This is a genomic window from Brevibacterium samyangense, assembly GCF_039529845.1.
In the GTDB taxonomy this organism is placed as follows: Bacteria; Actinomycetota; Actinomycetes; order Actinomycetales; family Brevibacteriaceae; genus Brevibacterium; species Brevibacterium samyangense.
Window position 1 is genome coordinate 1 of record NZ_BAAANO010000029.1, and the last position, 12603, is coordinate 12603.

Here is a 12603-nt window from a genome sequence, read left to right on the forward strand (position 1 = left end):
GGGGTGCCATGAGAGTGGTGGTGCTGCCTTTCTGGAAGGTTGGATCACTCTCTATGAAACACGGGACGATTCACAGATCGGGAGCGCGTTCAGCTCGCGCGCTGGGTCAGCTGCCGGTACCGGGTGGGTGTGAGCCCGATGTACTTGCGGAACTGCTTGGCGGCGTGTCCGCGGCTGCGCCAGCCGACCTGTCGCATCGCGGTCTCGATCGGCAGATCGGTCTCCCTCAGAGACCTGGCAAGGTGCTCGGCGCGCAGCATCGTCAGATACGCCAAGGGCGTCTTGCCGTAGGCATCGGTGAACACCCGGCTGAGCTGCGAGGACGACAGATGCACCCGAGCGGCCAGAGCATCGAGGGTCCACTGCTCCGCGGGCGCCTGACGCAGCAGCTCGGCCGCCTGGCGGGCCTCGGCACGCAACGGCGCGAACCGGCGATGCCGCGGGATCGTAGGCCGAACACGAACACGCACACGCTGCGACGCCGATATCCGCACCGGCGAGACCTTCACGAACGGGGCGATCACGTGCGCGATGCTGAACCACACCGCTTGCATCCGGTAGAAATTCCGGGCGAAGCCACCCTCGATGCTCCGCTCAACCACCTCATCCAGCCACGGCATCAACATAGCCGCGCGCTCCTCCCCCAGGCGGAGTATCTGCGCCGGCTCGGAGTAGATCGTCTCGGCGAACCCCTGCGCTTCCAGCCGATCCCGCAACAACCCAGCGTGCTGCCAGAACACCTGATCGATCACATAGTCCGTATCCAGATAGATCGTGGTGACGGTGACATGCCCCTCGGGCTCAGAGCCACACAGCACGTTCGCCCCAAGAATCACCGCGTCACCGATACGGACCGGCTTCTGCCCGAACTCGCTGAACAGAATCGCCGAACCCGACCTGACAACAATCACTTTCACGCAGTCGTAGGCGAACGGGCCCACCGGCCGTTCGACAACCCGCATGCGAGCGAGAATCGGTGCAAACGGCCGGCGACCGCAGAACACCTCGGCGAGTTGCGGTGAGATGTGCTCAGACTCAGCGTTCACACAGGTTCCACCACAGAACCCGCCAAGTCTTTCCGTCATGGCAAGGTTCCTGTGATCGCTAACGCGATCCATCCACCCCCTCACGGCTCCACGGGTTCGAGCCCCACGAACTTCATCCGGTCCTCGCCGTAGAAGCATGTCTGTAGCGCAAGCGATCCACCGAGCCCGAGGAGGTCATCGGTTGTCGCCCACGTCTTTGGCGTGTGCCGGATATCCGTGACCTCGTACACCTGATCGCTGCCCTCGATCTGCACGCGTTGACCCACCTCCCACGCAAGCAGCACGTCGCCGTGGCAGTTGTTGTGCGCCGCCCACACTGGCGGAACCCCGTCGCGCTCGTACGAACTCATCTCGGTGAAGGTGCCATCGCACCCGTCCAGCTCGCGCACGCCACCGGTCGCGCCCAGGTTCACCGTGGGGAGATCGCCGAACAGGTCCTCCCGCGCCACATCAACGCTCCCTGACAGCGCGGTCTTGACCGTCCCGTAGGCGTACTCCGCCGTCTGTGGTGCCGCGAGAAGAGCCACCAACGTCACCCCACCGGCCGCAAGAAGACCAACTCCGAGCACCGCGCCGACCATGCCGCGTCTGCGTCGTGACCGACCACCCCTCCGCCTACGCGAATCCGACATGCCCTCTCCGTCCCTGCCCGCGATCGACCCTTTTGCTCGACTATCAGCCATAGTTACTATGTAACATAGTCGAGCTCTAACGCGCCAGCGTCGTAGTCGGGCGACTCCGGCCAGCGAGCCCAGGCCCTGGAGCGACTCTCGTCACTGCCAGACGGTTCGCGAACCCCGGGAAAATACCCCCTGGGGTATAGTGTCGATGTGGTGGCACATAGAGATCGCAAAGGACCAGGAAGCGCAGTCCCGCACCCGGGTGATCGTGCCCGCCGTCGAGGCGGCGCCAGCGACCGCGCCTGGACGCGGCGTTTGGCAAGGGCGACACGAAGGGCGAAGTCAGAACCCACCCGCCGAGTTTGATGTCACCGCGATCCCGCGTTGGACGCGTTCCGTCCCCGATGGCATAGGCATCACAGCTGACATCACCCACCAAGCGAGTCCGAGAACCCAACCCCCAATTTTGTCTGAAACCTTCGAGGAGGAGCCCTAATGTGCCGACCTGTGACCTGCAAGACCTGCGGCAAGACGACCTGGGCCGGATGCGGCCAGCACATCGCCGACGTCAAGGCCACCGTGCCCGCCGGGCAATGGTGCCCCGGCCACCAGAAGGAGCAGAGAGGGTCCTCCACGGGAGGGTTCTTCTCCCGCCTCTTGGGCCACTAACGCACCCCACCCGACACAACGCGACAGCACCAGCCCTGGGCGACTGCGGGGGAACACGACGCCGAGCCGCCGGACACAACCGTCCGAGCCATCCTCACGCCACGCTCGTCGACGCGGTGCACCAGTTCGCGGCCCCGGGCAGGACGCTCAATGTCGGCTGCCAAGAGGACTGCCGCCACCTGGTTCTCGGACGGCACCGATCACTGCCGACCGCACAGCTCGCCGTCCCGACAGCGCAGCTGATGCGGCTGTCGAGGGCGGCCGCCAGCCGTCCTTGAAATACGGGTGGGGGTATGGCAACCTAGAAATACCCCCTGGGGTATCTGCCGAGCGAATGGAAGGACGCGCATGCTTCTCGAACGGATCTACGACGAGGATCTGGCCCAGGCCGGGTACTTCATCGGCTGCCAGGCCAAGGGCGAGGCGGTGGTGATCGACGCCCGCCGCGACATCGCGGACTATCTGGCGCTTGCTGCCAGGCACGGCATGCGGATCGTCGCGGTCACCGAGACCCACATCCACGCCGACTACCTATCCGGGACGCGCGAGCTGGCCGCGGCCACCGGCGCGGAGGTCTACGTCTCTGGTGAGGGCGGCGCGGACTGGCAGTACGGTTTCGACGCGCACCGGCTGCATGACACCGACACGATCACGATCGGCAACATCACGATCCAGGCGCGACACACCCCCGGTCACACCCCCGAGCACCTGGTGTTCCTGGTCACCGACGGCGCCTTCGCCGACGAGCCCGGCTACCTGATCTCCGGCGACTTCGTGTTCGCCGGCGACCTGGGCCGCCCCGATCTGCTGGATGAGGCCGCCGGGGGCGTGGATACCCGTTTCGAGGGCGCCCGGCAGTTGTTCAGCAGTCTGCAGCGCGTGTTCTTGACGCTGCCCGATCACGTCCAGGTCTATCCCGGCCACGGCGCCGGCAGCGCCTGCGGCAAGGCGCTCGGTGCGCTGCCGTCGACCACTGTCGGGTACGAGCGGACCAACGCTTGGTGGAGCCGGCACCTCGCGGCCGATGACGAGCAGGGGTTCACCGACGAGCTACTGGACGGTCAGCCGGACGCACACGCCTACTTCGCCCGGATGAAGAAGCAGAACCGCGAGGGTCCCACCGTCCTCGGAGACCGCACCCCCGTTGCGGAGCTGACGATCGAGGACGTGGCCGCACGGCTGGAGCGTGACGAGATCACCTTCGTCGACACCCGCCCACCCGCTCGCGCCCATGAGGGCACGGTCGCGGGCGCGCTGAACATCCCCGACGGCCCCAAGACCGCCACCTACGCCGCCTGGGCCTACGACCCCGAGACCGACTCCCGCCCGCTCGTGGTCCTGGCCGACGACCACGACGCGGCGCAGTGGCTCGCGGACCGGCTGCTGCGGGTGGGAATCGACCAGACCGCCGGATACGTCACCACGATCGAGGGACTGCCCCACTTCGCGCCGCCGCTCCTGGACCCTGCCGACCTGGACGGCTTCGATGCCGCGCTACTGCTGGACGTGCGCCAGCGCGGCGAGTATGCCTCAGGCCACATTCCCGGCGCGACACAGCTCAGCGCCGCCCGGGTGTTGTGGCATCAGGACGAGCTTCCCGGCTCGGGGACGATCGTGACCTACTGCCAGTCGGGGATGCGCAACACCGTCGCCGCCAGCGCCCTGCGGCGCGCCGGTCACGAGGTCGTGGAGCTGGACGGCAGCTACAACGCCTGGAACACCTGGAACCAGACCCAGGCCGAGCCCGCCCAGTCCTGACCGACACCCCACCCGATCTCCGCGCGCCGTCCCCTTGTGGGAACGCGCGCGCACCAGCCGTCCTGACCGGCGCCGCCGGTGTGCCGGGCTGCCTGTTCGCGGGCATCTGGCACCGTCTCCGATCCGAAAGGAAACCCCTGCTCATGGACGATCACTCCGCTGCCCTGAAGACGATCTCTGCTGAAGAGCTCGCCCGGTGGTACGAGCTGCACGACGACCTGACCATCATCGATGTCCGCTCGCCTGCCGAGTTCGAGACCATGCACATCCACGGCTCCTACAACGTGCCGCTGCCGTTGCTGACCGAACACACCGCCGACCTGGCCGACCGCCTCGGGCACCGCGCGGTGCTGGTGTGCCAGACCGGCAACCGCGCTATCCAGGCCCAGCAGCGACTCGCCGGGATAGGCGTGCAGACCGCGACTGTGCTCACCGGCGGCGTGCCCGCATTCGAAGCAGCGGGAGGACAGGTCGTACACGGCACGGCCCGATGGAGCATCGAACGGCAAGTGCGGTTCACCGCAGGGCTGATCGTGCTGGCCAGTCTGCTGCTCGCCGAGCTTCTGTGGCCAGGTGCACGGTTCGTCGCGTACGCAATCAGCGCCGGACTCGTCGTCGCCGCACTGACGGACTCGTGCCTAATGGGCCAAGTCCTGTCCAAGATGCCGTGGAACAAGGTCAAGGCCAGTCCCACCGCCCATAGCGTGATCAGCTCCATCCCGGTCGCGCCCCAGCAGCTGTGAACCGGGTGCGCGTTCACGCATCGACCTGCCGACAGGTCACTTCGCTCGGGGCCGCGGGTGCGGCCCCGAGCACCGGGCGGGGTGAGCGACGGTGAGCGGGGCACTGATCCTCACGCTCGTGCTCGCCGCGCTGGTAGGGCTTGCCCTGGGAACGCTCGGAGGCGGCGGGTCGATCCTCACCGTCCCGCTGCTCACCTACGTCGCCGGCATGCCGCCCAAGGAGGCGATCGCTGCCTCGCTGCTGGTTGTCGGCGTCACCTCCGTCGCCAGCCTCGTCGTCCACGCCCGCGGACGCCGGGTCCGCTGGCGCACCGGGCTGATCTTCGGTGCCGCGGGCATGGTCGGCGCCTTCGTCGGAGGACTCCTCGGCGGCCAGCTCCCGGGCACGGTGCTGATGATCGCGTTCGCGCTCATGATGATCGCCACCGCGACCGCGATGGTCCTCAAACGACCCGGACGCGGCGACACCCCGTCCGCCACCGAAGACGCCGCACCTGACGGGGGTCACCGTCTGCCGCTGGTGCGGACCGTGGTCGATGGCATCGTGGTGGGACTGATCACCGGTGTCGTCGGGGCCGGCGGTGGCTTCTTGATCGTCCCGGCCCTGGTGCTGCTGGGCGGGCTCAGTATGCCGGTGGCCGTCGGGACCTCGCTGCTGGTGATCGCGATGAAGTCGTTCGCCGGGCTCGCCGGCTACCTCACCACGGTCACCCTGGACTGGCCTGTCGTCTCCGCGGTCACCACGATCGCAGTCATCGGAGCCCTCGTGGGTGCGAAGCTGTCCGGGCGCATCCCGGCCGAGTCTTTGCAGAAGGGCTTCGGTGTCTTCGTGCTGCTCGCCGGTGCCCTGGTGCTCGGGATCGAGCTGCCACCCGTCGGGACCGCCGTGGTCGCCGCCCTAGCCGTGCTGGTCACGACCGCGGTCCTGATCTGCTGGTCCACCACGATCAACTGCCCCTTCCGGCGCGGGAGACCCAGCCCGAGCTGACCTCCCAACGCCGAACACAGAACACAGACCGGAGCCTGTACCCATGAGCACCATCGATCTCACCGAAGACGCATTCTCGGCCGCCATCAGCAATCACCCCATCGTCCTGATCGACTTCTGGGCGGCCTGGTGCGGCCCGTGCCGCAGCTTCGCCCCCATCTTCGAGGCCGCCTCGGCCGAGCACACCGACATTCTGTTCGCCAAGGTCGACACCGAAGCCCAACGCTCCCTGGCCGCCGCCGCCGAGATCACCTCGATCCCCACCCTGATGGGATTCCGCGACGGCGTGCTCATCTACTCCCAGCCCGGAGCGCTTCCCGCCGCGCGGCTTCACGACCTGATTGGTAAGATCCGCGAACTCGACATGGACCACGTGCGCGAGCAGCTGCGCAGCTCAGAGTCGCGCTAGCGGGAGCCCGGCACACCAGGCAGGCCCCCGGGAGTCGGCATCTGCTCCATGCCTTCTGTGCAAGTGGGGTGGGAGAGTGTCGGCGAGACGCGTGCTGAGAGCCGACTGAGATCTCCACGCGCACACCGCTGAAGGCCCAGCCGGGGCGAGGTGATCCACATGGGCGAGCGGGAATACCCAGCCGCCCGCTTTCGTGTTCGTCACCGCCGCCCACGGCGAAGGCCGGGTCCTGGCACGCCACCTCGACATCCAAGCGGCGACTGGCATCGTGTCTGCGCTCCCTACGACACCACCGAGCTTCCCGCCCTCACGGTACATGCGTCGAGGGCATCCAGGACGATGGAGACAGCGGCTGCGTATGATGCCGCGATGACGACGGCCGCGACGGATGGATACTGCGTCGCGTGTCCGGGACCATCGCAGACGGCCTCTCATCTCCACGCCTTCCACACCCGACGTCAGGAGAGGACGGAGGCGGCCGAGCCCGCCGTCCGCGGGTAACCGCGCCGCTACCGGGCCGCGACGTGGCCGCATACATGGCAGCTTCGCTTGGTTCGAATCCGCGAGTTCACGATCGCATGGGCAGCAGGCGATACCCCCAAGGGTATATTGGGTATCGGGCAGGGAACCTGGAACTCCTGGCTTGCTCCATGCCTGCCGCCACCCATCGTGTGACCGTTCCGATCAATAGGAGTTCTCATGGCCACCAGTGATCTCGACGCCCAGCGCCGCATCCTCAACCGTCTGCGGCGCGCCCGCGGGCAACTCGACGCGGTCATCACTGCGGCTGAGCGTGGCGGCTCCTGCCGGGGCGTCGTCACCCAGCTGGCCGCGGTGTCCTCGGCTCTTGATCGTGCCGGGTTCGCGATCATCTCGACCGCGATGAAGGACTGCATCGCCGATCCCGCAGGAACCAACCGCAAGGACGACATCACCGCCGAGGAACTCGAGAAGCTGTTCCTGACCCTCGCCTGAGCGCCGCGCAGACCAGGTGACGGTCCACGCGCAGCGAGACCCGGGCGATCTCCCGTGGCCCGCTCGTTGGTCTCGTCGAGTCAGATCCGGATGTAGGCGGCGCCGTCGAGCTGGGCTTGGACGATCGTGGTCACGGCGGAGGGGACGGTCTGGACTTCGGGTCGCAGTTCGTCGGGGTCGATGCCGCGCCGTTCGAGCCCGATGTTGCAGGCGGCGACCTGGGTGTGTTCGGGCATCTCGATGGCGTCGGTCCCGGTCAGGCCCGCCAAGGCGGGGCCGTTGACGATTACCCGCACGCGCACGCCGAGGTCGGTGGCCTGGAGTCCGGCCGCGGCGTCGAGCGCGCGCTGGAGGTCGTCGGGGTCGTCGGAGACGTGCAGGATGACTTCGCGGCGGCTCTGGTCCATGTTCGTGCTTCCTCTGGCGCTGTGCTTCTGGCGTTGTTCAGCAGCCGGTCAGGGCTGCCGAGGCGTAGGGCAGGTGGACGGCCGCGCTGAGGGCGGCCAAGGCAAGCAGGTAGGTGCCGATCGCTACCGCGGGGAGGGCGCCGGCCAGGCCGGCGCTGGGGCGGACGAGCTGGCTGATGCGTTCGGGGCCCGCGGCGTGGAGTGCGACCGGGCAGGGGTGGTGCGGTAGGGCGGGTTGGGTGCGTTCGCCGAGTTTGACCAGTGCGCTCACCAGCGCGGGTGTCCCGGCTTCGCGGCGGGCCTGGTTGTCGGCGGCGATCTCCAGGTAATGCGGCATGGCGTCCGCGGCGGCGCGCACCAGGGGCACCCATCGCAGGTATGCGGCGATGGCCTCGATGACTGCGGAGATCAGGTGGTGGCGCTGACGCAGGTGCGCGTGCTCGTGGGCGAGGACGGCAGCAAGCTCGTCGTCCTCCAGCGCATGCGCGGCGCCGGTGGACAGGACGATCCCGCCGTGGCGGGCGGGGAAGTTCAGTGCGAACGGATGCTCGGTGTCGACCAGCGACAAGTGGTGTCCGTGCAGACGCGCCGGGCACGCGCCGGAGAGCAGTGCCCGTGCTGCACGCCGGGAATGGAAGCTGCGGCGGATCAGCTGACGGGTCATCCCGATCCCGAGAGCCAGGGCCAGCACGGTAGGCAGGGCCAGCAGGAGGATGGCGGGGATCATGGTCACCGACGCGTCGGCCGAGAACGGGTTAGCAGCGGTCAGACACCGCTGACAGAACTCCGCCGCACGCTCCGGCAGCAGTGCGGGGCCGGACCCGGCCCAGGCCAGTACCGGCCCGATCGCCAGCAGCGTGCCCAGCCAGACCGCGATGCCGCCGGTCACGATGAGGATCGCGACCCGGGGGACGCGCACCAGCATCGGTGCCGCGTGACGCAGCAGCCACGGGCCGAAGACCGCCAAGGCCACCAGCCCGGCGATCAACGCGACGGTGAGCATGGTCACGGTCATGAGCGACCGTCCCGGTCGCGGCGTTGCAGGTAGTCGCGCAGCAGGTCTAGGTCGTTCTCGGGCATCGAGTCCACGAACTGCAGGATCGAGGCGGCGCGGTCGCGGCTGGCGTCGAGGATCTGCTCCATCAGACCGGCGTCCCACTCACCTCGGCTGATCTTGGCGCCGTACCGGGTGGACCGGTTCTGCCGAGTGATGGTCACCAGGTGCTTGCGGTCCAGGTTGGCCAGCACCGTCGCGATGGTGGTATAGGCGGGGTCGGAGGGCAGGTGGTCGATCACTTCGCGGACGGTGGCCGGGCCATGGTCCCACAGCACGTCCATCACCCGCGCCTCCAGCGCCCCCAGGCGCAGCAGCTCACCCGAGCGGCCGTCGGCGGCGCTCATGAGGCTGCCGTGACCGGCTCGGGCCGTACCGGGCAGGCGACCTGGCCGCGCAGCCGCCACACCAGGGCAACTCCGGTCAGGATCAGGGCACCGAGCGCGAGGAACGGCTGGACCGGGGTGAACCAGGTGATCGCCCCGGAGTACCCCAACGCGAGCAGGGCGAGCTTGTTGCACACCGGGCACCCCACCGCGAACCAGGCCAGGATGCCGCCGGCCAACCCCAACCGGTTGCTGCGCCGAGCCTGCACCTCATCGCCGGAATCTGCGCTCACAGCTGCGTCTGCGGCGGTGGCCCCGTCATCGCCTGATGTCATCGCCGGCGCGCCGGCGGTAGCGCGCAGCGGGCGGACATAGGTGGCGACCAGCATGCCCGAGAGCGCCGAGGTGACCAGCCACACCGGGTAGTTCCACCACACGGGTGGGATCTCCCGACCGAAGATTGGGTTGGGGATCAGCACTGTGGCCACCCCGATCACCACCGCGACGACCACGGCGGCGATGACCGCAGCCAGCACCTGCCTGCCCGTCCACAGTCTGAGCGCCTGCCCGGCCAACTGGAAGCTCTCGCCGATGCCCTGGCGCGATCGAGTGGGAGGAGTGGTCATGCATCCCATTCTGCCACGACTCGACTACCACGCATAGTCGACTATCTGAGATAGTAGAGGCCAGTGACCGCCACACGTACAGGAGACCACTCATGCCCGCCGAGACTACGAACCGCCCGAAATCCTCGAATCGCTCTAGGTCGTCGAATCGCTCGAGGTCGTCTTGGGTCGTGCCGGCCGCGGTGCTGACGGTGGCCGCGGTGTTGATCGCGGTGATCGTATGGGTGAACTGGAGCGGCACCTCACCCGAGGACGGTGCCTCGCCGTCCGGTGAGGGGGCGCCGACCGAGGTGCAGAACCCCGAGCAGCCGGACCTGACCGAGATCGAGGCCCGCGACGAGGAGGACCTGCTGGCGGCCGGCCCGGTCGACGCACCGGTGGTGCTAGTGGTGTTCTCCGACTACCAGTGCCCGTTCTGCGCCCAATGGAGCGAGCTGACGCTGCCGTCGATGATGGAGCACGTCGAGGCCGGGGACCTGCGCATCGAGTGGCGTGACGTGAACGTGTTCGGACCCGCCTCCGAGCTGGCGGCACAGGCGTCGTATGCCGCCGCGTTGCAGGGGGCGTTCTGGGAGTACCACGACGAGCTGTTCCCCGGCGGGGAGCACCGCTCCGCGGACGAGCTGAGCGAGGACGCGCTGATCGACCTCGCTGGTGAGCTGGGTCTGGACACCGAGCAGTTCGCCACTGACCTGACCTCTGAGGAGACAGTCGAGGTGATCGCGACCAACCAGCAGTTCGGTCTCGACCTCGGGGCGAGCTCCACTCCGGCGTTCGTCCTGGGTGGGCAACCGATCATGGGGGCGCAGCCGACCGAGGTGTTCGAGGACGCCTTCCAGACCGCGCTCGATACGGCGGAGTGAGCCGGGATGGATATCGGGCTGCTAGCCGCGTTCGCCGGTGGCACGTTGGCGCTGTTGAGCCCGTGCGCAGCGCTGTTGATGCCGGCGTTCTTCGCCTCCACGATCGGTGCCGGGCCCCGGCTGCTGCTGCACGGGGCGGTGTTCTATCTCGGGCTGCTGATCGTGCTGGTCCCTGTCGGGGTCGGCGCTGGAGCGCTGGGGACGCTTTTCGCCACGCACCGGCAGGCAATCGTGCTGATCGCCTCGATCGTGCTGGTCGTCCTCGGCACGGCTCAGGCTCTCGGGTTCGGGTTCGACCCCGCCCGGCTGCTGCCCGCCGGTGCTGACCTGCACTCCCGGGCCGCGTCCAAGACTGGGATCGTCAAGACGCTGCTGCTCGGGGCGGCCAGCGGGATAGCCGGATTCTGCGCCGGCCCGATCCTGGGCGCCGTCCTCACCCTGGCCGCCGCCCGCGGCGACACCCTCGCCGCCGCTGTCCTGCTTGCGGTCTACGGCGCCGGGATGGTGCTGCCGCTGCTGCTGATCGCCGCGCTCTGGCAGCGCCTCGGTGCCCGCGGGCGTCGGATGCTACGCGGCCGCGCCTTCACCGTCCTGGGCCGGCAGCTGCACACCACCTCGGTGATCACCGGCCTGCTGATCATCGGTGTGGGCGTGCTGTTCTGGACCACCAACGGCCTGGTCGGAGCCCCCGCACTCCTCCCGCTGGACGCCCAGGCCTGGCTCCAGGAGAACACCGCAATCTTGGCCAATCCGATCCTGGACATCCTCGCCGTCCTCGGGATTACCGGGATCGTGCTGCTGGTGTGGGCCAGGCGCCGCCGTACCCGCGTCGACGCCCACGACACCCAGGCAGCCGAGCCACACCCCGAGCAGCACGTGGAGCGGGGATGAGCCCCCGCCTCCGTGCGCGCTCGCGCCTGTCCCTGCCCGGTCTGGCGATCCTGGCGATCGCCACCCTGCTCGTCGCCGGGTGCGCGGCGTCCGAACCGGAGCCCGTCCGCGAGCCGTCCGGGGTCGACGACCCCCTCCCGGTGGTCGACATCACCGGCATGCAGCTGCCGTACCCGTACGAAGAGCTGGAGATCGTGGATCCGGGCTGGGAGATTGCGCCGCAGCACGCGGACGGCGTCTACCTCTCCGCGGGCGAGCGCGACGGTGTGCTGGAGTTCACGGCCGTGGACGTGCACGGTGACGTGCTATGGGCAGCGCAACGCCCCGCGAGCTGCACCGGGTTCGCCGTCACCACCGACCAGCAGGGACGAGCCCTGGCGATCTTGAGCGATGTGCAGACCACTGCTGATGCCCTGTCCGCGACCACCGCGACTGCGTACGACCTGAACACCGGAGAGCAGGTGTGGGGGCCGGTCGAGGTGCCCGGCCCCTACCAGGGTCCCGGCCTGGTCTTCGCCGCACCCCCGGAGGGATACATGGGTGAGACCGGACCACGGGTCGCGCTCGACCCGGGCACCGGCGCTGTAGCGGCCTCCGAAGCAGACGCTGAAGGAATCCGCATCATCGGCGAGTACCACGGCACCGTCCTACTCACCCAACAGGACACTCTCATCGCCCGCGACACCACTACGGCACAAGAGCTGTGGCACATCGGACTGGCCGAGCACGGCTGGACCGCATCGTCAGTCAGCGCCGCCCTGCACGCGACGCCGGCCGACGGGCTCGCCCTCCTCTCGACCTCTGATACCACCGGTGCGCTCATCGATCTCGGAGCGGGCGTCGTGGTTAGCGAGACCGCGCAGGATGCGGCGGTGGACTCCAGCACTGAGACGCTGGTGATCCTCGACGAGGCCGGGCTGCACGCCTACGACCCCGACGACCAGCCGTTGTGGTCGCTGTCGGTCGAGGATCAGACCAGCATCGAGGCGCTCGGCGGTGTCTTGCTCTACCTCAGAGTGGACGGGTCGATCCGGGTTCACAACGTCATCACCGGTGATGTCGCCCAAGCCTACGAACCCGACGGGAATGGCCCGATCCTGGTGCCCTCGCACATCACCATCAATGGAGCCGCTCTTCTGCTCGACGGCAACCGTCCGCTCCTGGCCACCGTGTCCGAGCAACCCGTCTCCGACGAGTCGGGACCATGACGCCCGTACCCCGCGGCAGC

General features: G+C 68.4%; 15 protein-coding genes. 9 read left to right on the plus strand and 6 right to left on the minus strand.

Annotated elements, in window-relative coordinates:
• Positions 1–89: 89 nt before the first annotated feature.
• Positions 90–962, minus strand: coding sequence for a helix-turn-helix domain-containing protein (locus ABD172_RS13175; protein WP_344310418.1), 873 nt, complete (start codon positions 960–962; stop codon positions 90–92).
• A 164-nt stretch (positions 963–1126) separates the two neighbouring features.
• On the minus strand, positions 1127–1627 hold the full coding sequence (locus tag ABD172_RS13180; RefSeq protein WP_344310339.1) for a hypothetical protein: 501 nt from the start codon (positions 1625–1627) through the stop codon (positions 1127–1129).
• 546 nt (positions 1628–2173) lie between these two features.
• Here ABD172_RS13180 and ABD172_RS13185 point away from each other — a divergent pair.
• The 6 genes from ABD172_RS13185 (at position 2174) to ABD172_RS13210 (ending at position 7208) form a co-directional block, all read left to right on the plus strand.
• Positions 2174–2335: a hypothetical protein gene (locus ABD172_RS13185; protein WP_344310425.1), complete on the plus strand. Its 162-nt coding sequence runs from the start codon at positions 2174–2176 to the stop codon at positions 2333–2335.
• Positions 2336–2683: 348 nt separating this feature from the next.
• Positions 2684–4093: an MBL fold metallo-hydrolase gene (locus tag ABD172_RS13190; RefSeq protein ID WP_344310341.1), complete on the plus strand. Its 1410-nt coding sequence runs from the start codon at positions 2684–2686 to the stop codon at positions 4091–4093.
• Between the two features lie 143 nt (positions 4094–4236).
• On the plus strand, positions 4237–4836 hold the full coding sequence (locus ABD172_RS13195; RefSeq protein WP_344310342.1) for a rhodanese-like domain-containing protein: 600 nt from the start codon (positions 4237–4239) through the stop codon (positions 4834–4836).
• Between the two features lie 91 nt (positions 4837–4927).
• A complete protein-coding gene (locus tag ABD172_RS13200; RefSeq protein ID WP_344310344.1) occupies positions 4928–5824 on the plus strand; it encodes a sulfite exporter TauE/SafE family protein in 897 nt (298 codons plus the stop codon).
• Between the two features lie 43 nt (positions 5825–5867).
• Positions 5868–6233, plus strand: a complete 366-nt coding sequence (locus ABD172_RS13205; RefSeq protein ID WP_344310345.1) for a thioredoxin family protein — start codon at positions 5868–5870, stop codon at positions 6231–6233.
• 699 nt (positions 6234–6932) lie between these two features.
• Positions 6933–7208 (plus strand): metal-sensitive transcriptional regulator, encoded by a 276-nt coding sequence (locus ABD172_RS13210; RefSeq protein ID WP_344310347.1) that lies wholly within the window; start codon positions 6933–6935, stop codon positions 7206–7208.
• Positions 7209–7288: 80 nt separating this feature from the next.
• On the opposite strand, the gene ABD172_RS13215 is transcribed toward ABD172_RS13210, so the two are convergent.
• Genes ABD172_RS13215 through ABD172_RS13230 form a run of 4 tightly spaced genes read right to left on the minus strand, consistent with a single transcriptional unit; the run spans position 7289 to position 9621 of the window.
• Entirely contained in the window at positions 7289–7615 is a 327-nt protein-coding gene (locus ABD172_RS13215) for a DsrE family protein (protein ID WP_344310349.1), read from the minus strand.
• 37 nt (positions 7616–7652) lie between these two features.
• On the minus strand, positions 7653–8630 hold the full coding sequence (locus ABD172_RS13220; RefSeq protein ID WP_344310352.1) for a M56 family metallopeptidase: 978 nt from the start codon (positions 8628–8630) through the stop codon (positions 7653–7655).
• Positions 8627–9016, minus strand: coding sequence for a BlaI/MecI/CopY family transcriptional regulator (locus tag ABD172_RS13225; RefSeq protein WP_344310354.1), 390 nt, complete (start codon positions 9014–9016; stop codon positions 8627–8629). The genes ABD172_RS13220 and ABD172_RS13225 overlap by 4 nt, the downstream gene beginning before the upstream one ends.
• Positions 9013–9621: a hypothetical protein gene (locus ABD172_RS13230; protein WP_344310355.1), complete on the minus strand. Its 609-nt coding sequence runs from the start codon at positions 9619–9621 to the stop codon at positions 9013–9015. Before ABD172_RS13230 ends, ABD172_RS13225 begins: the two co-directional genes overlap by 4 nt.
• Positions 9622–9791: 170 nt before the next feature.
• On the opposite strand from ABD172_RS13230, the gene ABD172_RS13235 reads away from it, so the two are divergent.
• The 3 genes from ABD172_RS13235 to ABD172_RS13245 are packed head-to-tail and all read left to right on the plus strand — an operon-like array spanning position 9792 to position 12583.
• The gene (locus ABD172_RS13235; RefSeq protein ID WP_344310357.1) at positions 9792–10484 is read left to right on the plus strand and encodes a DsbA family protein; all 693 of its coding nucleotides are present in this window, start codon (positions 9792–9794) and stop codon (positions 10482–10484) included.
• A gap of 6 nt (positions 10485–10490) precedes the next feature.
• The gene (locus ABD172_RS13240) at positions 10491–11375 is read left to right on the plus strand and encodes a cytochrome c biogenesis CcdA family protein (protein ID WP_344310359.1); all 885 of its coding nucleotides are present in this window, start codon (positions 10491–10493) and stop codon (positions 11373–11375) included.
• Positions 11372–12583, plus strand: a complete 1212-nt coding sequence (locus tag ABD172_RS13245; protein ID WP_344310361.1) for a PQQ-binding-like beta-propeller repeat protein — start codon at positions 11372–11374, stop codon at positions 12581–12583. Before ABD172_RS13240 ends, ABD172_RS13245 begins: the two co-directional genes overlap by 4 nt.
• The last annotated feature ends 20 nt before the right edge of the window (positions 12584–12603 follow it).

Excerpts from the sequence above, each read along its gene's own strand:
- ABD172_RS13175 (WP_344310418.1), bottom strand. The coding sequence starts at position 962 with ATGCGGGTTGTCGAACGGCCGGTGGGCCCGTTCGCCTACGACTGCGTG.
- ABD172_RS13180 (WP_344310339.1), bottom strand. The coding sequence starts at position 1,627 with ATGGTCGGCGCGGTGCTCGGAGTTGGTCTTCTTGCGGCCGGTGGGGTG.
- ABD172_RS13190 (WP_344310341.1), top strand. The coding sequence starts at position 2,684 with ATGCTTCTCGAACGGATCTACGACGAGGATCTGGCCCAGGCCGGGTAC.
- ABD172_RS13195 (WP_344310342.1), top strand. The coding sequence starts at position 4,237 with ATGGACGATCACTCCGCTGCCCTGAAGACGATCTCTGCTGAAGAGCTC.
- ABD172_RS13205 (WP_344310345.1), top strand. The coding sequence starts at position 5,868 with ATGAGCACCATCGATCTCACCGAAGACGCATTCTCGGCCGCCATCAGC.
- ABD172_RS13210 (WP_344310347.1), top strand. The coding sequence starts at position 6,933 with ATGGCCACCAGTGATCTCGACGCCCAGCGCCGCATCCTCAACCGTCTG.
- ABD172_RS13215 (WP_344310349.1), bottom strand. The coding sequence starts at position 7,615 with ATGGACCAGAGCCGCCGCGAAGTCATCCTGCACGTCTCCGACGACCCC.
- ABD172_RS13220 (WP_344310352.1), bottom strand. The coding sequence starts at position 8,630 with ATGACCGTGACCATGCTCACCGTCGCGTTGATCGCCGGGCTGGTGGCC.
- ABD172_RS13225 (WP_344310354.1), bottom strand. The coding sequence starts at position 9,016 with ATGAGCGCCGCCGACGGCCGCTCGGGTGAGCTGCTGCGCCTGGGGGCG.
- ABD172_RS13230 (WP_344310355.1), bottom strand. The coding sequence starts at position 9,621 with ATGACCACTCCTCCCACTCGATCGCGCCAGGGCATCGGCGAGAGCTTC.
- ABD172_RS13240 (WP_344310359.1), top strand. The coding sequence starts at position 10,491 with ATGGATATCGGGCTGCTAGCCGCGTTCGCCGGTGGCACGTTGGCGCTG.
- ABD172_RS13245 (WP_344310361.1), top strand. The coding sequence starts at position 11,372 with ATGAGCCCCCGCCTCCGTGCGCGCTCGCGCCTGTCCCTGCCCGGTCTG.